Source organism: Paracoccus sediminicola (assembly GCF_027912835.1).
In the GTDB taxonomy this organism is placed as follows: Bacteria; Pseudomonadota; Alphaproteobacteria; order Rhodobacterales; family Rhodobacteraceae; genus Paracoccus; species Paracoccus sediminicola.
Window position 1 is genome coordinate 1916319 of the sequence record NZ_CP115768.1, and the last position, 20018, is coordinate 1936336.

19 protein-coding genes and 1 tRNA gene are annotated in these 20018 nt (G+C 63.3%); 8 read left to right on the forward strand and 12 right to left on the reverse strand.

Annotated features, from left to right (window positions below):
- Positions 1 to 80 precede the first annotated feature (80 nt).
- Both PAF18_RS09510 and PAF18_RS09515 read left to right on the forward strand, forming a co-directional pair.
- Entirely contained in the window at positions 81 to 680 is a 600-nt protein-coding gene (locus PAF18_RS09510; protein WP_271115508.1) for a 2-hydroxychromene-2-carboxylate isomerase, read from the forward strand.
- Positions 680 to 1447: an alpha/beta fold hydrolase gene (locus tag PAF18_RS09515; protein WP_271115509.1), complete on the forward strand. Its 768-nt coding sequence runs from the start codon at positions 680 to 682 to the stop codon at positions 1445 to 1447. Before PAF18_RS09510 ends, PAF18_RS09515 begins: the two co-directional genes overlap by 1 nt.
- Here PAF18_RS09515 and PAF18_RS09520 read toward each other — a convergent pair.
- The 7 genes from PAF18_RS09520 to PAF18_RS09550 form a co-directional block, all read right to left on the reverse strand.
- Complete coding sequence (locus tag PAF18_RS09520) at positions 1444 to 2487, reverse strand: threonine aldolase family protein (RefSeq protein ID WP_271115510.1); 1044 nt, start codon at positions 2485 to 2487, stop codon at positions 1444 to 1446. The two genes, PAF18_RS09515 and PAF18_RS09520, sit on opposite strands and share 4 nt — an antisense overlap.
- Positions 2484 to 2924, reverse strand: a complete 441-nt coding sequence (locus PAF18_RS09525) for a YcgN family cysteine cluster protein (protein WP_271115511.1) — start codon at positions 2922 to 2924, stop codon at positions 2484 to 2486. Before PAF18_RS09525 ends, PAF18_RS09520 begins: the two co-directional genes overlap by 4 nt.
- Complete coding sequence (locus PAF18_RS09530; RefSeq protein ID WP_271115512.1) at positions 2924 to 3853, reverse strand: bifunctional riboflavin kinase/FAD synthetase; 930 nt, start codon at positions 3851 to 3853, stop codon at positions 2924 to 2926. Before PAF18_RS09530 ends, PAF18_RS09525 begins: the two co-directional genes overlap by 1 nt.
- A gap of 93 nt (positions 3854 to 3946) precedes the next feature.
- The gene (locus tag PAF18_RS09535) at positions 3947 to 4468 is read right to left on the reverse strand and encodes a gamma-glutamylcyclotransferase family protein (protein WP_271115513.1); all 522 of its coding nucleotides are present in this window, start codon (positions 4466 to 4468) and stop codon (positions 3947 to 3949) included.
- 3 nt (positions 4469 to 4471) lie between these two features.
- Entirely contained in the window at positions 4472 to 5338 is an 867-nt protein-coding gene (locus tag PAF18_RS09540) for a TIGR01459 family HAD-type hydrolase (protein ID WP_271115514.1), read from the reverse strand.
- A gap of 64 nt (positions 5339 to 5402) precedes the next feature.
- On the reverse strand, positions 5403 to 6320 hold the full coding sequence (locus PAF18_RS09545; protein WP_271115515.1) for a manganese-dependent inorganic pyrophosphatase: 918 nt from the start codon (positions 6318 to 6320) through the stop codon (positions 5403 to 5405).
- A gap of 128 nt (positions 6321 to 6448) precedes the next feature.
- Positions 6449 to 7462 carry a TraB/GumN family protein gene (locus tag PAF18_RS09550; protein WP_271115516.1) on the reverse strand — a complete coding sequence of 338 codons (1014 nt, stop codon included), beginning with the start codon at positions 7460 to 7462 and terminating at the stop codon, positions 6449 to 6451.
- Between the two features lie 183 nt (positions 7463 to 7645).
- Here PAF18_RS09550 and groES point away from each other — a divergent pair, with 183 nt between their 5' ends.
- Entirely contained in the window at positions 7646 to 7933 is a 288-nt protein-coding gene (groES, locus tag PAF18_RS09555) for a co-chaperone GroES (protein ID WP_271115517.1), read from the forward strand.
- 53 nt (positions 7934 to 7986) lie between these two features.
- Positions 7987 to 9639: a chaperonin GroEL gene (groL, locus tag PAF18_RS09560; protein ID WP_271115518.1), complete on the forward strand. Its 1653-nt coding sequence runs from the start codon at positions 7987 to 7989 to the stop codon at positions 9637 to 9639.
- Positions 9640 to 9827: 188 nt separating this feature from the next.
- On the opposite strand, the gene PAF18_RS09565 is transcribed toward groL, so the two are convergent.
- The 5 genes from PAF18_RS09565 to PAF18_RS09585 all read right to left on the reverse strand — a co-directional run bounded on the left by PAF18_RS09565 (position 9828) and on the right by PAF18_RS09585 (position 17296).
- Positions 9828 to 11423 carry a solute:sodium symporter family transporter gene (locus tag PAF18_RS09565; protein ID WP_271115519.1) on the reverse strand — a complete coding sequence of 532 codons (1596 nt, stop codon included), beginning with the start codon at positions 11421 to 11423 and terminating at the stop codon, positions 9828 to 9830.
- Positions 11424 to 11572: 149 nt separating this feature from the next.
- Entirely contained in the window at positions 11573 to 13099 is a 1527-nt protein-coding gene (locus tag PAF18_RS09570) for a Ppx/GppA family phosphatase (RefSeq protein ID WP_271118097.1), read from the reverse strand.
- A 51-nt stretch (positions 13100 to 13150) separates the two neighbouring features.
- Positions 13151 to 15316 carry an RNA degradosome polyphosphate kinase gene (locus tag PAF18_RS09575; protein ID WP_271115520.1) on the reverse strand — a complete coding sequence of 722 codons (2166 nt, stop codon included), beginning with the start codon at positions 15314 to 15316 and terminating at the stop codon, positions 13151 to 13153.
- A 123-nt stretch (positions 15317 to 15439) separates the two neighbouring features.
- Complete coding sequence (locus PAF18_RS09580) at positions 15440 to 16126, reverse strand: P-loop NTPase family protein (protein WP_271115521.1); 687 nt, start codon at positions 16124 to 16126, stop codon at positions 15440 to 15442.
- Between the two features lie 6 nt (positions 16127 to 16132).
- Positions 16133 to 17296: an AI-2E family transporter gene (locus PAF18_RS09585; RefSeq protein WP_353620646.1), complete on the reverse strand. Its 1164-nt coding sequence runs from the start codon at positions 17294 to 17296 to the stop codon at positions 16133 to 16135.
- A 50-nt stretch (positions 17297 to 17346) separates the two neighbouring features.
- Here PAF18_RS09585 and PAF18_RS09590 point away from each other — a divergent pair, with 50 nt between their 5' ends.
- From PAF18_RS09590 to PAF18_RS09605, 4 genes are all read left to right on the forward strand, one after another.
- Entirely contained in the window at positions 17347 to 17769 is a 423-nt protein-coding gene (locus tag PAF18_RS09590) for a DUF1489 family protein (RefSeq protein WP_271118098.1), read from the forward strand.
- Positions 17770 to 17811: 42 nt separating this feature from the next.
- Positions 17812 to 17885 (forward strand) — tRNA-Gly (locus PAF18_RS09595).
- Between the two features lie 211 nt (positions 17886 to 18096).
- A complete protein-coding gene (locus PAF18_RS09600; protein WP_271115523.1) occupies positions 18097 to 18612 on the forward strand; it encodes a TRAP transporter small permease subunit in 516 nt (171 codons plus the stop codon).
- Positions 18613 to 18700: 88 nt separating this feature from the next.
- Positions 18701 to 19999: a TRAP transporter large permease gene (locus tag PAF18_RS09605; RefSeq protein WP_434802254.1), complete on the forward strand. Its 1299-nt coding sequence runs from the start codon at positions 18701 to 18703 to the stop codon at positions 19997 to 19999.
- Positions 20000 to 20018 lie beyond the last annotated feature (19 nt).

Sequence of the window (20018 nt, forward strand, 5' to 3'; positions counted from 1 at the left end):
GCAGGATTCGGGCGATTGCAGCGGACTTAGCACCGCGCTAGCCTTCCCGCAAACCTCTACCGCCAGAGACGGGACGGCAAATGGCACATATCGACTATTATCTCGGCACGATCAGCCCTTGGTGTTACCTCGCCGGGGACCGGCTGGAGCGGATGGCCAAGGCGAACGGCGCCACCATCACCTACAAGCCCATCGATTTGATGCAGCTTTTCGCCCGCACCGGCGGAGTGGCACCCGCCGAACGGCACGAAAGCCGCCTCGCCTACCGCATGCAGGAGCTGGAGCGCTGGCGCGACCGGCTGGACCTGCCGCTGACGCTGAAGCCTGCGCATTTCCCGGTGAATATGGCACCGTCCTCCTATGCGGTCATCGCGGCGCAGCAGGCGGGGGAAGGTGACGTCGGCGCTCTCGTGCAGGGGTTTCTGCGCGCGGTCTGGGCCGATGAACGTGACATTTCCGACGATGGGGTGATCCGCGATGTGCTGGAGAGCGCAGGGTTCGATCCCGGAATCGCCGATAAGGGCCTGCTGGCCGGGGCCGAGCAATATGGCCGCAATCTCGAAGAGGCCGTCGCGGCAGGTGTCTTTGGCGCGCCCTTTTATATCGTGCGCGAGAGTGGCCAGAAATTCTGGGGTCAGGACCGGTTGGACATGCTGTCAGACCATCTTGCCAGCCTGTGATGCTGCACGCGCGACATTATCCGGGCGATCCAGAACGTCCCGCCATCGGGCTGCATTGCATGATGGGCAGCGGCCGGCTGTTCGAGCCCTTGGCCGCGCATCTCGACGGGTTGATCGATCTGCATGCGTTTGACTTTCCCGGCCACGGCCGCAGCCCCGACTGGCAGCCGGAAGAAGGCGTCGACCTGCACACCAAGGTCACTCGCCACGCTGCTCGGATGATCGAGCGGCCCGTCGATCTGATCGGCCACAGCTTCGGCGCCACCGTGGCATTGCGCATCGCGGTGGGCGTTCCGCAGGCGATCCGCAGCCTGACCCTCGTCGAGCCGGTGCTGTTCGCTGCTGCCCCTGCCGCCGCGCGACGCGACGAACAGGACCGGCTTGCCCGCTTCGAACAACAGGGCGACTGGGACGGGATGCTGCGTCAGTTCCTTGGCGACTGGGGCTCTCCGGGCGAGATCCCGACAGATGGACCGAAGGCCGACCGGCTGCGCCGACAGATGCGCATGGTGGTCGATACCAATGCCGCGCTCATGGAAGATCGCGCCGATATTCTGCGCCCTGACGGGCTGGAACAGATTGCCGCGCCGGTGATGCTGATCGCCGGGGCGAAATCGCCCGATATCGTGCATGACATCTCCGAGGCGCTTGCGGCCCGTCTGCCCGATGTCGGGCGCGCGACAATCCCCGGCGCAGGGCATATGCTGCCGCTGACCCATGCCGAGCAGTTCGCCGATCTGACAAGAATGAATCTCGAACGCGCCTAGCCGCGCAATGCCTCGATCAACCGGTCGACTTCCTCGGGGGTGGTGCTCCAGCTGCACACGAAGCGCAGCGTGACCTCCTCGTCGGTGTCCTCGCCGATTGAGGCCCAGCGGTTGAACGTTGCGCCCGCTGCCCTCGCGCGGTCCTCGGCGTCGACAGGCAGAACAGCGAAGACCTGACTGGATTCGACAGGCTGCGCCAGCCGGGCACCCTCGATATCCTCCAGCCCGCGCGCAAGCCGCGTCGCCATGTCATTGGCATTGGCCGCCAGCCGCAGCCACAGCCCGTCCTCGAGCAGCGCATGGAACTGCGCCGACAGATAGCGATGCTTCGACAGAAGATGGCCGCTGCGCTTGCGCATGAAGGCAAGCCGCTCGGCATGTTCACCATCGAAGGCCACCACCGCCTCGACCCCGAGTGCACCGTTCTTCGTCCCGCCAAAGGACAAAAGATCGACGCCCGCGCGATGGGTCAGATCGGCCGGATCGGCCCCGGTGCCGACCACCGCATTGGCGAAGCGCGCGCCATCCATATGCAGCGCAAGCTTATGCTGCCGCGCCACCGCGGAGATTTCAGCCACCATATCCGGCGTCCAGACCCGCCCCCATTCGGTTGAATTGGTAATCGACACCGCGCCAGGCTGTCCGCCGCCCAGTCCCTCGCCAGCCCAGAAACTGGCCGCATGTTCAAGCGCATCGGCGTCCATCACTGCCCCCTCGCCGGGGATCAGCGTCAGCTTCGCACCGCCCGTGAACATCTCGGGCGCGCCGCATTCGGATGTCTCGATATGCGCCTCTTCGTGGCAGAAGATCCGCTGCCATGGCTGCGTCACGGCGCTGAGAGAGATCACATTCGCCGCCGTGCCGGTCGCCACGAACATCACCTCGGCCTCGGGTGCGTCGAGAACCTCTCGCACGCGATCCGCCGCGGCGCGGGTCAGACGGTCAGCGCCGTAAGAGGCCACATGCCCGTCATTCGCCGCCGCCAGACCCGCTATCACCGAAGGATGCGCGCCAGAGCAGTTGTCAGATGCGAAATTCATGACTGATCCTCGATGATGTAATCTTCCCAGTCGTCCTCGGACACCTCGGCCTCGGACACGATTCGGCCCCGCATCGAGACGCCCGCGCGATGGACTGCCTCGCGATCGCCACTGATCAGGTAATGCCAGTCGTAAAGCGCCCGCCCCTCATGGCGCAAGCGATAGGCGCAGGTTGCGGGCAGCCAATAGCTGATATCGGCGATCTTCTCCGGCGTCAGAGAAACGCATTCGGGCACGTAGAAATGACGGATCGGATAGCGCGTGCAGCGGCAGGTCTCGCCATCCAGCAAACGGCAGGCCACGCGGGTGAAGGCAAGCTCGTCAGTGTCCTCGAATTCCAGCTTGTTGAGGCAGCATTTGCCGCAGCCATCGCAAAGCGCCTCCCATTCCTGCGGGTCGAGCTGGTCGAGCGGCAGTTCCCAGAACCGCGGTCGCATCAGATTTCCGCCAGGGCCACGCGGGCCTCGGCACTGTCCCGATCCATCTGTGCGATCAGCGCGTCGAGACCGTCGAACTTCACCTCCGGCCGCAGAAACTCGATCAGCGCGACGGAAAGATGCTCGCCATAAAGATCGCCCTCGAAATCAAAAAGATGCACTTCGAGATTGGGCCGGTTCTCGCCGAACATCGGCCGCACCCCAAGGCTCGCCACGCCGGGCCAGCGGCCTTGATGCGGCCCGCCGAGCACATCGGCAAGCACCGCATAGACACCCAGCTTGGGCAGATGCAGCCCCTCGACCGACATGTTGGCGGTGGGATAGCCCAATTCACGGCCACGCTTTTCGCCGTGCAGGACCTCGCCCTCGATCCGGTGCCAATGGCCCAGCATCCGTTCAGCATCGCGCGGGCGCCCTTCGGCCAGCGCCTCGCGGGTCGCGGTCGAGGAAAACTCGGCCCCGTCTTCCCCGATCAGCTCAGCCACCGTGACCCCGAAGCCAAAGCGCGCCCCCAGTTCGCGCAGCGTTTCGGCGTCGCCTGCGCGGGCCTTGCCAAAGCGGAAATCCTGCCCGACCGTGACATGACGCACACCAAGCCCATCGGCCAGCACCTCGCGGGCGAAAGCCTCGGGGCTTTGCCCGGCAAGAACCGGGCCGAACGGCAGTTCGAACAGGTGGTCAACGCCGAGACGGCGCAGGCGGTTGGCCCGCGCCTCGGCATTCATCAATCGGAAAGGCGGCGCGTCGGGGGCGAAATATTCGCGCGGATGCGGCTCAAAGGTAATGACGCCCAGCGGGGCCTCGATTGCGGCCCGGGCAGCGTCGATGACCGCCTGATGACCACGATGCACACCATCGAAATTGCCCATCGCGACGGTGGTCCCGCGCGTGGCCTCCGGCACAGTGGTCCAGTGTCGATGGATCTGCAACTTGCCCCCTTCCGGACGAACCCACAATGGTGCCCGGTCCGCTTCACACCCGCGTTCCGGTCGTATCGCGCAGCGCGTCACGGGTTGCAAGCATCAGCCGAGACGCCACTCCGCGGGCAGAGCCGCCAGCAGGTGCTGCGCCTCGATGCGGCGGGGACGGTGCGGCTCCGGATCTTCGGTATAGGGCTGGGCTGCGAGCTTGCTTACCCACGCCTCGGGCAGGTCGTTCTCAAGGGCGCCGGCCAGAACGAGCCCCCGATACCAAGCGAAGGGCAACAAGCCCTGCTGGCGAAATGCGGGCGCTGCGATATAGCTGAAGGCCATGATCTCAGCATGCTGGCTGCGGACCGCAACTTCGGCGCGGTCATAGCCCCGCCCAACGCCCTCGATCTTATCCAACAGCGCGATTTCGGCCGGCGTAATCTCGTAAAGCACACCCTGCGCCGCTTCGGTGCTGTCCTGTCGCAGCGTCGCCTTACCCGAGCCATCCTGCCCGATCTTGTCGAACGCAATGCCAAAACCCGGAGCCTCGGCCCGCCCGATCGCGTCTGCCGAGGGACATCGCGCCGCCAGCCGCGCATGAAGCATGTTCGAGCCATAGGCGAAATACAGCATCGCTCAGCGCAGGCGGCCCATCGAGAAGGTCGCATCCATCCCCTGCCCTGCCAGCCAGCTGTCGAGCCGCGCCTGGTCGGGATTCTCGACATCATCGCCCATATGCTCGGCAGCCAATCCGCCGGTGATGAAGATCGAATCCAGCCCCTCGCCGACAGCCCCCGCGATATCGGTCCTGATGCCGTCGCCGATCACCAGAATGCGCGCGCCATCGCGCAAGGCCAGCCTCCGCCGGGCAAGATCGTAGATCGGCGGGTGCGGCTTGCCGAAATAAAGCGACTCGCCGCCCATCTGCTCATAGAACTCGGCAATCGCGCCTGCGCAATAGATCCGCCGGTCGCCCAGATCCACGACGATATCCGGATTGGCGCAGAGCAGCTTGAGCCCTCGCTCCCGCGCCAGCATAAGCTGTGCGCGATAATCTTCCGGCGTGTCGGAATTTTCGTCAAAGGGGCCAGTGCAAACGATGCCCTCGGCCTCCTCCAGCCCGACTCGGGTGATCGGCGCGGCATCATTCCATTCCGGCGGCGCGTCAAAGAAGCCGTCATCCTTCGCCGGGCCGATATGCCAGACCCGCCTTCCGACCGCCCCGGCGAACAGACCGTCCTGCGCCGCATCGCCAGAGGTGACGATGCTGTCATAAGCCTCCGCAGGAATGCCGAGCCGCCCGAAACCGGCCTCGACCAGGGGCGCCGGGCGCGGCGCATTGGTCAGCAGACAGACCTGCCCCCCACCCTCACGAAAGCGCTGCAACGCAGCGACCGCCGCAGGATAGGCGCTGATCCCGTTATGGACGCAACCCCAGAGATCGCAGAACAGCACATCGTAATTCGCAGCGATCTCGTCCAGAGACCGGATGATCCGTGTCATCTCTTCATCCTGACAGAAATATCCTCGGGGGTCCGGGGGCAGACAGCCCCCGGCTTTCGTCAGATCACAGCTTGAGCGCCGGAATGATCTGCTTCTTGCGCGACATGATACCGGGCAGCACGACCGAGTCGCCCTCGACCTTTGCGTCGAAAGAGGCCTCGGCGATCTGCTTCACGCGATCATTCGGGACCAGCAAAGTCGCTTCTTCCTTGAGAATGTCGACGACGAACAGCAGAAGCTCGTCCACCTTGTCGGCAGAGGTGACCGCCGGCATGGCGTCGATCAGAGCCTGCTTGCGCTCCAGCAATACGCCGGGCGCGGTGGTTTCCAGTACCGAGACCCGCAGCTTGGTGTCTTCCAGATCGAATTCCTTGCTGTCCATCCGCAGCAGATCCTCGTCCGAGAAGGCAGAGACATCGGATTTCGCCGCGAACATTTCGGCGGCGTATTCGGAGATGTCGATCTTCAGTTCGCCGGCCAGTTTTTCGGCAACGGCGCGGTCATGGCCGGTCGTCGTGGGGCTGCGGAATTCCAACGTGTCCGACAGGATGCAGGTCAGCATCACGCCCTTCACCCAGTCCGGGGCCTGCGCCATGTCCTCGCCGATCAGGTCATGCATGATCGTCGCAGTGCAAGCGAGCGGGCGGATGGTGATATTGATCGGCGCGCGGGTCTTCAGTCCGCCAAACAGCATGTGATGGTCGATGATCTCGATGATCTCGGCGTCGTTGATCTTCTCGGGCAGTTCGGCGGGATTGTTGGTGTCGCAGATCACCACCTGATCGCCCTCGCCCAGCTCGGTGACGATCTCGGGCATCTCCTGCTCCCAACGCGACAGCATCCAGGCCGCTTCGGTATTGGTGGTACCCTGCAAGACCGCCCGCGCCGGGGTCTTGCGGATCTCGTTGAGATACCAGGCCCAGATCAGGGGCGAGCCGGTTGCGTCGGTGTCGGGGGATTTATGGGCGAGAACGGTAATCATGGCGGGCTCCTGTACAGAGATCGGTGCGGAATTCGGCGCTGTCCTATCGGTTCGGCCTGGCAAAGTCCATTATGCCAGGGCACGACAGCATCGTTTCCGGCGCTGCCATGCATCGGCGCAACGCCCGGTCAAAGCGCGCGCCTCTCGATGGTCCAGCCATCCTTTTCCAGCAACCGCAGCACTCCCTCTTCGCCCGGAAGATGCAGCGCCCCGAATGCAGCGACCACGCCCTTGCCAGAGCCGGCTGCATCCGATGCCGCCTCGGTCAGGCGCGCGATCCAGCTCTGATTGCGGTCAATCATCAGCATCTGCTGGGCTTCCGCTGTCATTTCGTCGACCTCTGCCTCGCTGAGGCCCGTATTGCGATAGGCATCGATCCGACCGAACTCCCAGATTTGCCAGACATTTTCCTCCGCATAGGCATCGCTCATGGTGACGGCGTAATCATCGGCATGTGCCGCGCCGGGAAGCGAATAGCGGATCATCTCGATCTCTTCTTCGGGCGTGAGCTCTGCGAACATGCGCAGCACGGTATCCCATGGCTCAAGTGCCCGGATCGGCACGCCCCGAGCCTCGGCGACATCCATCAGCCGCCAGTCGAGCCCACGATTTGCGTCGGGATCGGACATCTCCCGGATCATGCAGGGGGCGAGGCCCAACATGGTCGCCGCATACCAGGGTTTCAGCCGCGAAGCGATGATTGCGGGCAGGCCGCGCTCTTCAAGGGCGGAAGAAAGCGCCGCCCAGTCCTCGTCGCTCAGACGTTCGGGCAGGGTCGGGCCGTCTGGGTCGACCATCAGCGAAGGATCGCTGGCCATGCGCGCCTTCATCCTGTCCTCTTCCTCGGGGCCCATCTCGACCAGCAGGAGGGCTGCATCCGCGATTGCAGGCTCCAGCCCCTCGACGATCGCCGCATGACCAGCATCGTCGAAATGGAAAGTGCCGATCAGGGATATGGTTGCGTTCCCCTTCACGGCTTGCCAGTAAAGCCCTTCGTGATATGGAACCGCCTCGGTCCGCGATGCGATCTCTGCCTGCAGATCCTGAGGCAGCGCGTCGATCAGATTGTTACCGACGCAGGACGCCGCAGAGGCGGAGCCTGCGGCGAAGCAAAATGCGAGGGCGGCGATGGCGGTCTTCATGGGGTCTCTCCATCCTGTTGCGCGGAGGGTCACACAGCCCGCGCCGCAAGGCCAGAGCGGCGAAAATTTTTCCCGTCATTTCCGTTGACAGCCGCGTTATCGCATCCTAAATCGGCGCCATTGGCACTCACTGGTGTCGAGTGCCAACAGCAACACTGCAACCTGAAACACCGGAGTGTTAACATGGCCTTCAAACCGCTGCACGACCGCGTTCTGGTCAAGCGCGTCGAATCCGACGAAAAGACCAAGGGCGGGCTGATCATCCCCGATTCCGCGAAAGAGAAACCCGCTGAAGGCGAAGTCGTCGCCGTCGGCGAAGGCGCCCGGAAAGATTCGGGCGAGCTGATCGCACCTGCCGTCAAGGCTGGCGACCGCGTCCTGTTCGGCAAATGGTCGGGCACCGAGGTCACGCTGGACGGCGAAGAGCTGCTCATCATGAAGGAAAGCGACATCATGGGCATCGTCGGCTGATCGCCACGCCCTGACAAACGCTTCAATTCAAACGATATTCTAGGAGAGAGAACATGGCTGGTAAGGACGTCAAGTTCAACACCGATGCTCGCGACCGCATGCTGAAAGGCGTGAACATCCTCGCCGATGCAGTGAAGGTCACCCTCGGCCCGAAAGGCCGCAACGTCGTCATCGACAAATCCTTCGGCGCACCGCGCATCACCAAGGACGGTGTGACGGTTGCCAAGGAAATCGAGCTGTCCGACAAGTTCGAAAACATGGGCGCCCAGATGGTCCGCGAAGTCGCTTCGCGCACCAATGACGAAGCTGGCGACGGCACCACCACCGCGACGGTCCTGGCTCAGGCCATCGTCAAGGAAGGCATGAAGGCGGTCGCCGCCGGCATGAACCCGATGGACCTCAAGCGCGGCATCGACACTGCCACCGCGAAAGTCGTCGAAGCGATCAAGAACGCCTCGCGCCCGGTGAATGATTCGGCCGAAGTCGCTCAGGTCGGCACCATCTCGGCCAATGGCGAGGAATCGATCGGCAAGCAGATCGCCGACGCCATGCAGCGCGTGGGCAATGACGGCGTCATCACCGTCGAAGAGAACAAGGGCCTCGAGACCGAAGTCGAAGTCGTCGAGGGGATGCAGTTCGACCGCGGCTATCTGTCGCCTTACTTCGTGACCAACCCCGACAAGATGGTCGCCGAACTGGAAGACGCCTATATCCTGCTGCACGAGAAGAAGCTGTCGTCGCTGCAGCCGATGGTTCCGCTGCTGGAATCGGTGATCCAGTCGGGCAAGCCGCTGCTGATTATCGCGGAAGACGTCGAGGGCGAGGCTCTGGCCACGCTGGTCGTCAACAAGCTGCGTGGCGGTCTGAAAATCGCGGCCGTCAAGGCTCCGGGCTTTGGCGATCGCCGCAAGGCCATGCTGCAGGACATCTCGATCCTGACCGGCGGCCAGGTGATCAGCGAAGATCTCGGCATGAAGCTGGAGAATGTCACCATCGACATGCTCGGCACCGCGAAGAAAGTCTCGATCAACAAGGACAACACCACCATCATCGATGGCGCCGGTGACAAGGCCGAGATCGAAGCCCGCGTTGGCCAGATCCGTCAGCAGATCGAGGAAACCACCAGCGATTACGACAAGGAAAAGCTGCAGGAACGCGTGGCCAAGCTGGCCGGCGGCGTTGCCGTGATCCGCGTCGGCGGCATGACCGAAATCGAAGTGAAAGAGCGCAAGGACCGCGTCGATGACGCTCTGAACGCGACCCGTGCTGCGGTTCAGGAAGGCGTCGTCGTGGGTGGCGGTGTTGCTCTGGTTCAGGGTGCAAAAGCGCTTGAGGGTCTGACCGGGGCGAACTCCGATCAGGACGCTGGCATCTCGCTGGTGCGCCGCGCGCTCGAAGCGCCGATGCGTCAGATCGCCGAGAACGCCGGTGTCGACGGCGCTGTCGTTGCGGGAAAGATCCGCGAATCGAACGACAACGCTTTCGGCTTCAACGCGCAGACCGAAGAATATGGCGACATGTTCAAGTTCGGCGTGATCGACCCCGCGAAGGTCGTCCGCACCGCTCTGGAAGACGCCGCTTCCGTCGCTGGCCTGCTGATCACCACTGAGGCCATGGTCGCCGAAAAGCCCGAGCCGAAAGGCGCCGGCGGCGGCGCCCCCGATATGGGCGGCATGGGCGGCATGGGCGGTATGGGGATGATGTAATCCCCTGCCCTCATGGCAGAAACGAAAAGGCCGTCCTTCGGGGCGGCCTTTTTGCTTGGCGTGGCGTTGCAGCTTTTCCGGAAAGGCTGGCGCATCCGCGGCGCCGCGGTGTCTCGGCTGATGCCACCCGATGGGAAAACCCGCCCCGGCAGTGCGAAGCGGGCCGTCTTGAGCGAGCGCAAGCCCGCTCAGGTGAAGATGAAATAGGTCGAGATCACGATCAGCACCACCGTCGCCCCCATCGGCTTGACCAATGGCCAGGGCGTCATGTCCACCGCCTTGCTGTCTCGTGCGATATAAGCCGGCTCCATCGGGCGCAGCTTTCCGATCAGCAGCATGATGCAGATATTCAGCACGAACAGAATCGCCATGACGTGCAGGTAATGCGGATAGTTTTCGGCCCCGACGACATAGGGTTTCAGTACGAACTGGCTGAGGATGTACAGCCCCACGCCCGAGGCAAGGCCGATCTTGGCGGCAATCGGCGGCACATGCCTGGTGAAGATACCGACCAGGATGATGGTCAGGATCGGGATCGAATAGCAGCCATTCACCTCTTGCAGATAGCCGAACAGACCCTGTGGCGCGTTGGCGATGAAGGGCGCAATCGTCATGGCAGCAATGGCCAGAATGGCGCCGAATTTCTTGCCCGCGCTCACCGTCTGGGCGTCGCTGGCGTCCTGATTGAAGTATTGTCGATAGATATCCACGCCGAACAGCGTCACGGAACTGTTCAGCGCCGAGTTGAACGAGCTGAGGATCGCGCCGAACAGCACCGCCGCAAAGAAGCCGCGCAGCGGGAAGGGCAGCACCTCGGTCACCAGCATCGGATAGGCGGCATCGGCCACATCGAGCTCGCCATTGAACAAATGCCAAGCGATGATGCCCGGAAGCACCACAATGATCGGGCCAAGGATTTTGAGGAAGGCGGCGAGGATCAAGCCCTTCTGCCCCTCTTTCAGGTCCCGGGCACCGAGCGCCCGCTGGATGATCGCCTGGTTCGTGCCCCAGTAGAACAATTGCACCAGCATCATGCCGGTGAAGATGGTCGCGAAGGGCACCGAGGCGTTCGGTCCGCCGATCGCGTCGAATTTCTCGGGGTTCTCGGTCCAGAGGATGTTCAGCCCCTCGAAGACGCTACCGCCGCCAATCGCCATCAAGCCGAAGATCGGCACCAGCAACCCACCCAGGAACAGCCCGACCGCATTGATCGTATCGGACACGGCAACAGCCTTAAGCCCGCCGAAAATCGCATAGATCGAGCCGACGATGCCGATGGCCCAGACAGTGATCCACAGCGCAGTCGTATCGCCGACGCCAAGCACGCCTGGCACGTCAAACATCGTCGAAAGCGCAAGCGCCCCCGAATAAAGCACGATGGGCAGCAGCACGATCACATAGCCCGAAAGGAACAGCAGCGAGGTCGCCGTCTTGGTGCCGTTGTCATAGCGTTCGCGCAGGAAGCCGGGGATGGTCGAAATGCCCGATCTCAGATAGCGCGGCAGCAAGACAAGCGCGGCAACCACGATAGAGATCGCGGCCAGCGTCTCCCACGCCATGACGAGAATGCCTTCGGAGTAGGCCTGGCCGGTCAGGCCGACGATCTGCTCGGTCGACAGGTTGGTCAGAAGCAGCGAACCGGCAATGACAGGAGCCGTCAGAGAGCGCCCGCCGAGGAAATAACCGTCGGAATGATGCTCGTCCGTGCCGCGTGTCCAGCGATAGGACAAATAGGCGACAAGCGCTGTGAAACCGAGAAATATAATGAAATTAAACGCGCCCATGGAGTCTCCTCCCGAGAATCTGGGGTTAATTCACCTTAATTCCGACAACTCTATGGTGAGAAATTTCCGCGGTCCATACGCCGGTCCGCGCGCCCCCGCCACGCGCGACAAAATTGCCCATCGGCGAGAGACAGGGGCCGTGCCGAGGCTCAGTCCCGGATCGCGGGCGAGACACCCATCGCCTTGCAAAGCGACTGGAATCGCGCCTCTGCCACCTCGCCGAACAAGGCGCGGCCGGTCTTGGTCAGCGACAGTTCCAGCGTTTCCTTCTTGCGCGACAGCCTGAGCGCGCCAGCCTCGGACGGATCCTTGATCGAGAACATCGCGCCAAAGCGCATCGCCTTGCCAAGCACTTCGGCCGCGCGAAGCTCCTCATCCGACAGCATCGCGAAAAGCGGTGCCATGGGCGAGGTGGCGCGGGAGTTCTTATAGCGGTGCAGCAGCGAGACACCAAGAAACACCCGCTCGGGATGGGAAAGGGCTGCCATATTCGCGCGGGTGATATTGTCGAAACAGGCATCGGCGCGATAATCGGGATGGGTGCGCCAGGCCGTGTCATGCAGCAGGCAGGCGGCCCGGATGAGGCGGGCCCGTTCCGGCGGCGCGTCCTCGAACAGCGGCAGCAGAAACTGATACAGCTTCTTGCCGAAACCCGGCATCCGCGCCATCTGCCGTTCGGTGAAGCGCGCCGATTCCAGCAACGGATCGCGACCGCGCAGGCTGCCCGACATATGTTCGTAAAGCAGCCCTTCACGGATACCATAGGAGGAGACAGCGAGTTCTTTCGGCTTGAAGGTCTCGACCAGCTGGCGCAGCACGAGGCTCGCCAGCGGCACCAGCTCCATCCGCGAATTCGAGATGCCAACCCGCGACCGCAGCGTCTGAAGATCGCTTTTCGAGATCCAGTTGACCGTCTGTTCAACCGCCTGAGGGGTCATCACATATTCATGCAGCACCGTCATCGGATAGGCGGTGCGTTCCATATCGAGGCGGGCAATGGCGCGCCACGACCCGCCGACCAGATAGATCCGGTCGTGATCGGTGCCGACCTTCTGAGCCAGCTCTTCCATGACGCTGCGGATATGTTTGCGCAGACCATCCTCGCCGCCCTTGACCTGTTGCAGCCGGAACGGCCCGAGCTGCGATGTCGCGCGGCGCCCGACCTTGCCCTTGCCGTCGAGCACTGCAAGCTCCATCGAGTTGCCGCCGATGTCGCAAACGAGCCCTTTCGCCTCTGGCCAGCCAAGCAGCACCCCTTGCGCCGAAAAACGTGCCTCTTCCTCGCCGTCGATGACGTTCAGCTTGAGCCCGGTCTCTTTTTCGACCCGCTTCCGAAACTCCGGCCCATCCTCGGCGTCGCGCACCGCGGCGGTCGCCACCACGGTCATCGGGCGCACCTTCATGCCTTCGGCGATGGCTGCGAAGCGCGACAGCGCAGTATAAGCACGCTCGATCCCTTCAGGGTTGAGCCGCCCCGTCGAGGCCATGTCCTTTCCCAGCCCCGCCATCACCTTTTCATTGTAGAAATAGGCCGGTGAGCGGGCGGCGCCGTCAAAGATCACCAGACGGATAGAGTTGGACCCCACATCGACCACCCCCACGCGGGACAGCGCGCGTGCCGAGGCATCCTCGAAAAGCCCCTCGAACGGATCGTCGGTTTTCGCCTTGCCGTTCATTGGAAAGCTCCTGATTCCGGTCGGGGCATTTTCGTTCATCCCGGTTCTTCCTCAATCAGCACTATGGGTCAAGGCGGGCACATCGCCGGCCCCGGCACGGCCCCGGCCCGAGAGCGAGGGGTTCTCCATGAAGAAGCGATGGCAGTTGAACAGGTCGTCGCGCCCGGCGGGCAAGTGGCGCAGATAGCGCCCATCCGGTTGCAGCACCCAGCTTTGTGCTTCATCCGCCATGTTGGCAGCCATGATCTGGCTGACGATCTGGGCTTTCACCGTCTCGTTCTTGCATTCCACCTGCGCCTCGACACGCCGGTTGAGGTTGCGCCCCATCCAGTCCGCCGAGCTGATAAACACGCGCGCCTTGCGGGATGGCAGCCCGTGCCCTGCCCCGAAACAGACGATGCGGGAATGTTCGAGGAAGCGGCCGACGATGGACTTCACCCGGATATTCTCAGACAAACCGGCGATGCCCGGCCGCACGCCGCAGATGCCCCGGATCACGAGGTCGATCTGCACCCCGGCCTGGCTCGCGGCATAAAGCGCGTCGATCACGTCGGGCTCGATCAGCGAGTTCATCTTGGCCCAGATCGCCGCAGGGCGCCCGGCCTTCGCCATCTCGGCCTCGCGCCCGATCATCTCGATCAGCCGGTCCTTCATCCCGGTCGGAGAAATGCTGAGATTCTCCAGCCCCTCTGGCTGCACATAGCCTGAGAGGAAATTGAAGACCTTGGTCGCATCCCGCCCGAGCGCCGGGTCGCAGGTGAACAGCGACAGGTCGGTATAGATCCGCGCGGTGATCGGGTGGTAATTGCCAGTGCCGTAATGGGTATAGGTGACAAGCGCGTCGCCCTCGCGCCGGACCACCGTGCTGATCTTGGCATGGGTCTTGTAGTTCACGAAGCCATAGACAACATGCGCCCCGGCCCGTTCCAGCCGCCGCGACTGGCGGATATTGGCAGCCTCGTCGAAGCGCGCCTTGAGTTCGACGAGCGCCGTGACCGATTTCCCGGCCTCTGCCGCTTCGCAAAGCGCCTCGACGATCGGGCTTTCCCGGCTGGTGCGATAAAGCGTCTGCTTGATCGCCAGCACATCGGGATCGCGCGCCGCCTGCTTGAGATAGCGCACCACCATGTCGAAAGTCTCGTATGGGTGCTGCAACAGCATGTCCTTCTGCCGGATCGCCGCGAACATGTCGCCGCCGTGATCCTGCACCCGCTCGGGCACGCGCGGATTGAAGGCCGGCCATTGCAGGTCGCGGCGATCATCGAGGATGAGCTCCTTCAGGTCGGACACGCCGAGCAGGCCAGAGGCCTGGACCACCTCGTCAGGATCGACATGCAGCTCGTTCATGACGATCTGGCGCAGCCGTTCGGGCGCGCCCTCGGTAATCTTCAGCCGCACCACGCTGCCGCGGCGGCGGCGTTTCAGCGCGGTTTCGAATTCACGGACCAGATCCTCGGCTTCCTCTTCGACCTCAAGATCAGAGTCGCGCAGCACCCGAAAGGCGCAATGCCCCGTGTCCCGATAGCCGGGAAACAGGCTGCCGAGATGCATCAGCAGCAGATCCTCCAGCCGGACGAATCGCGACCCGCCCGGTAACCGGACAAAGCGCGAGAGCTGCGCCGGGATCGGCAAAAGCGCCTGCATCTGCCGCCCGTCGGATTCGCGGGCGAGTTCGAGCGCAAGCGAGAAACCGGCATTCGGGATGAACGGGAACGGATGCGCCGGGTCGATCGCGAGCGGGGACAGAACCGGCAGCACCTGCTCGGTGAAGTGCTCGTGCAGATAGGCCAGTTCTTCGGGCGTGATCCGGTCGCGAGAGAGAATGATGATGCCCTCCTGCTCCAGCTCGGCGCGAAGACCGTTCCACACGGTCTGCTGCGCTCGCATGAGGCGCCGAGCATCTGCATGAATCAGGCGCAACTGCTCAGCCGGGGTCTTGCCGTCCTGCGACGGGATGGTATTGCCCTCGCGCATCAGCTCGCGCAGCCCGGCCACCCGCACAGTGTAGAACTCATCCAGATTCGCCGCGGAAATGGCGAGAAAACGCAGCCTTTCCAACAGCGGCACGCGCAGATTCCGCGCCTCGTCCAGGACGCGCCAATTGAAGCTGAGCCAGCTCAGCTCACGGTTGAAAAAGCGCGAAGGACCGCGCGGCGGCCCGGCTGGCAGCGTCACCGGCTCGGGCGCACGATATCTAAGGAAGTCAGCTTTGGTCATGGGCGTCGTCTTTGCTGGCCCTCCCATATAACTAGCTGTCTGAAAAGGCGAGTATATTTCGCCAACAATTCGAACGGAAAGCGGTGCCGCGCGGCAGCTCGCTCAGCGGCCATTCAGCAGGACTCACCCCTGGCCGGAGATCCGCGCGAGTATATCCGATGCGAGCGCCCGCGTCAGCGGTTTGCGCGCCGACAGCGCCTCGGTATCGAGCGCCGCCACAAGCCGGCGGGCCAGCCCAAGGTCGCGGTCCATGCGGCGCACCAGCCAGTCGATCAGCCCGGAAGGCACCGTCACCTGACGATCCGCGAACAGCTTGACCAGGACCGCCGCCAGCAGCGCCTCGTCCGGAGCCCGGATCCGCACCTGCGGCATGGCCGACATTCGGCTGGCCAGATCGGGCAGTGACAGGCCCCAGTCTCGCGGCGGGTGGCGTGCCGTCAACAGCAGCCAGCAATCCCGCGTCGCACAGAGATTCCACAGATGGAACAGTGCCTGCTCGGCCCCGGCGGCATTCCCCACGCGGTCGCAATCCTCGACCACCGCAGCGCCTCCCTCGGCGGCCAGCCGGTCGGCATAATCGGGTCGCAACGCCGAAGCCATAACCCGCCCTGCGCCGGTTTCCGCCCGCCAGATGCTCGCAAGATGCGTCTTTCCCGAACCCTCGGGGCCGGTCAGCAACATCCGGCCCTGCGGCCAGTGCTCCGGCGCATCGAGCGTCTGGACCGCAAGCGCGTTCGCTGGTGTGACGAGAAAATCGTCGCGCCCCAAGGCCGGCTCATGCGCCAGATCGAGTGTGAGCTGACGTGCCAAGCCCGGTCAGCCGGCGTCGAAATCGTGGCGGGCGGGCTCGTTCGGGCGGGCGTTCAGCTTGTGACCGGCCAGCGTGCCCTCGGGCGCGATCTCGACAAGGATCGGCGGCGGCGGATCGGGCAAGCGGGTCTGCCCCGTGTAAAGCGGGCTCTCGACATAGCGCTCGGTCATGAAGCGGACCAGCACCCCGAGCGCCGCCGCCAGCGGCACCGCCACCATCAGCCCGACGAAACCGAAGAGCGAGCCAAAGACCGACAGCGCGAGCAGCAGCCAGACCGGGTGCAGACCGACATGGTTGCCGACGATCTTGGGCTGGAGGTAATTGCCCTCGACCACCTGCCCGGTGACGAAGATGGCGATGACCGCGCCGATCCAGACCGGCTCGCCCCAGAAGGTGAACAGCGCCACACCGATGGCGGTCGCACCGCCGATCAGCACGCCGACATAAGGGATGAAGGACAGGATCGCAGCACCCATGCCGATGGCGAGCCCATAGGGCAGACCGACCGCCATCAGCCCCAGCGAATAGAATATGCCGAGAATCAGGATGACCGTCCCCTGCCCGCGCAGAAAACCCGACAGCGTCTCGTCGATCTCGCCCGCCAGCCTGCGGATCACCGGCGCATGCTGCCGGGGCAGCAGCGCATCGACACGCGCGACCAGATTGTCCCAGTCGAGCAGCAGATAGAACGCCACCACCGGCACGATCACCAGCAGCGCGATCACGCTGACCACCCCGGCCACCGATCCGAGCACCGAACTGAGGATATCACCGCCCCGCTCGCCGATCAGCGTGGCCAGGTTGCTCAGCCCGGCGCGAATCGTGCCGCCTTCCGGGAGAAGGCCGGGGAAGCGCGCCACCATAAAGGCCTGGAATTCGTCGATCATGCCAGGCGCGGCATTGATGAGCTGCGTGGCCTGGCGGATGATCATTGGCGCGAGGAACAGGATAAAGGTCGCGAAGGCCAGCAGCGCAATCACCGTGATCAGCACCACCGCCCAGATCCGGCTCAGCCCTGCACGCTCCAGCCGGTCGGCCAGCGGATCCAGCAGATAGGCCACGCCGGCCCCGATGATGAAGGGAAGAATGGCCTGGCCAAGCAGCCACAGCCCGAGAAACAGCGTGATCGCCGCCGCGCCCCACCAAATCACCTGTGACCTCGTTGACATCTGCATGATGTGCCCTTTGCGCAGCCGTGTTGGCCCTCTATATCGGGCGCATGGGCAATTACGTCAATCTGATGAAACTCTGCGTCGGCGCCGAGGGGCCGGAGGATCTGGAGGCATTTCAGAAACGCCGCTTCGGCAAGGCGCCGGCCAGCCATGTGACACGGATGTGGCCCAAGCGCGAATCCGAGCTGCTGGCCGGAGGATCGGTCTATTGGGTGTTCAAGGGCACGATGCTGGCACGCCAGAGGCTGATCGGGCTGGAAGAGCGTATCGGCGACGACGGCATCCGCCGCTGCGCGCTGATCCTCGACCGAGAGCTGGTCCGCGTCGCCGCCGTTCCGCGCCGCCCGTTCCAGGGCTGGCGCTATCTTCAGATCGAGGATGCCCCGCCCGATCTTCCCCAGCATCGCGCCCATGATGACAAATTGCCCCCGCATCTGGCCGCCGAACTGGCCGAGATGGGGCTGCGCTGAAGGCTTGACGCGGCACGGCTTCCGGGATACCGCAACGCTGACGCGGGTGTAGCTCAATGGTAGAGCAGAAGCTTCCCAAGCTTACGACGAGGGTTCGATTCCCTTCACCCGCTCCATCCTCTTTCTCCAACCCGACCATGTTCGCCCAGTTTCGATGCCGCGATTTATCGTGGCTGGCCTGGTGTCTGTCTCAATTCCGTAACCTCCTGTTAGTCTTCCGGCGCTAAAGCTTGTGATGCAAGCCGGGGCGCCCTGCATCTGCATGACGGCGGTTGACACTGTCCTGCGCAGCCGATGTTATCGTGCCAAGCAAAAAACGGGGGAGGCATGATCAGGATAATCGACGGGCTGAACGAGGCAGTCGGAAGGGTTGTCTCGCTCTTCGCCGGCGTCTTTGCGGCCATCGTGATTTACGATGTCTTCATGCGCTATGTGTTGCGTGAGCCGACCCCCTGGGCTTTCGACATGACGAAGATGATCTTCGGTTTCTATTTCATCATGCTCGGAGGATATGCGCTGCGGCATCAGGCCCATGTGCGCGTCGATCTGCTGACCGCGACATTGGGACGCGGCACGCGCCGCTGGGTCGAGATCCTTGGCTATATTATCTTCTTCCTGCCCTTCAGCCTGGTCTTCATGCTGTATAGCTGGCAATTCGGTCTGCGTTCGCTGGCGCAAGGCGAGCTGACCTATGGTGCGGTGCAGCTTCCGGTGTATCCCATCAAGCTGGCGATGGGCGTCGCGGCGTGCCTGCTGTTCCTTCAGGGCATTTCCGAACTGCTGAAGCTGATCTTCGACCGTGCCGACCACCTCCCCGCCGAGGAGCCTCTGGATGCTCGATAATATCGTCAGTGGCGGGATCTCCATCCTGAACAGCATGCTCGGCTGGATGGCCATTCCGGGCATCGGGGGCGAGGCGATCGCGCTGATCATGGCCGGGCTGCTGATTATCGGGCTTTTCATGGGACACCCGCTGGCCTTCGTGCTCGGCGGAACGGCGGTGCTGGGCGCGTTTATCGCCGGCAAACCCATGGTTCTTGGCATCACCATTAACCGGATCTTCGGCGATGTGCTGGACAATTACACGCTGATCGCGATCCCGCTTTTCGTTCTGATGGCGCGGTTTCTGTCGGATAGCGGTGTCACCGACAAAATGTTCGAGGCGCTGCGACATTTGATGGCCCGCGTGACGGGCGGGCTGGGATTGGCGGTGGTGTTCATTTCGATCCTGATGGCTGCGACGACTGGGATCATCGGCGCCTCGATCACCGTGATGGGCGTGATGGCGCTGAAGCCGATGCTGGATTACGGCTATGACAAACGCCTGACCACCGGTCTGATCGGCGCGTCCGGCTGTCTGGGAATCCTGATCCCGCCCTCGATCATGCTGATCCTGATGGCCTCCTACGCGCCGGGTCTGTCGGTGGGCGAGCTGTTTGCCGGCGCGATGATGCCCGGCATTCTTCTGGGGCTGATGTATGGCCTCTATGTATTCGGGGTGGCGCTGATCCGGCCCGATCTCGCTCCGAAAGTCGCGGAAGAGGAACAGATCAGCCGCGGTGAGCTGTGGAAGATGCTCGCCGTCGAGGCAGTGCCACCGCTGGTGCTGATCCTTGGTATCCTCGGCACGATGCTGGGCGGGATCGCCACGGCGACCGAGGCCTCTGCCATCGGCGCGGCGCTGGCGCTGCTGATCGTGATCGCCCGGGGCAGGTTCACCCTGACGAATTTCTACAGCGCCTTTCTGGAGACCGGGCGAACCTCGGCGATGATCCTGTTCATCGTCGTCGGCGCCACCGCCTTTACCGGCGTGTTCAACATCACCGGCGGTCTCAGCGCGACACAGAACCTGATCCGCGGCCTGGCCGAGGATCCGAATACGCTGCTCGTGGTGATGCTGGCATCGGTGTTCGTCCTGGGCATGTTCCTCGACTGGACCGGGATCGTGCTGCTCTGCTTCCCGATCTTCCTGCCCATCGTCTCTGAGATGCAGATCGATCCGCTCTGGTTCGTCGTGCTCATGGCGGTTGTGCTGCAAACCAGCTTTCTGTCGCCGCCATTCGGCTATGCGCTGTTCTATATGCGTGCCATCGCACCGCCCGAGATCACCACCGGCGACATCATCCGCGGCGTGCTGCCCTTCATTCTGATGGTGCTCATCATGTGCGCGCTGATCGTCTATTTCCCCAGCCTGATCACATGGCTGCCCGGAAAGCTCTACGGGGCATAAAATACTCAACAAGGAGGAT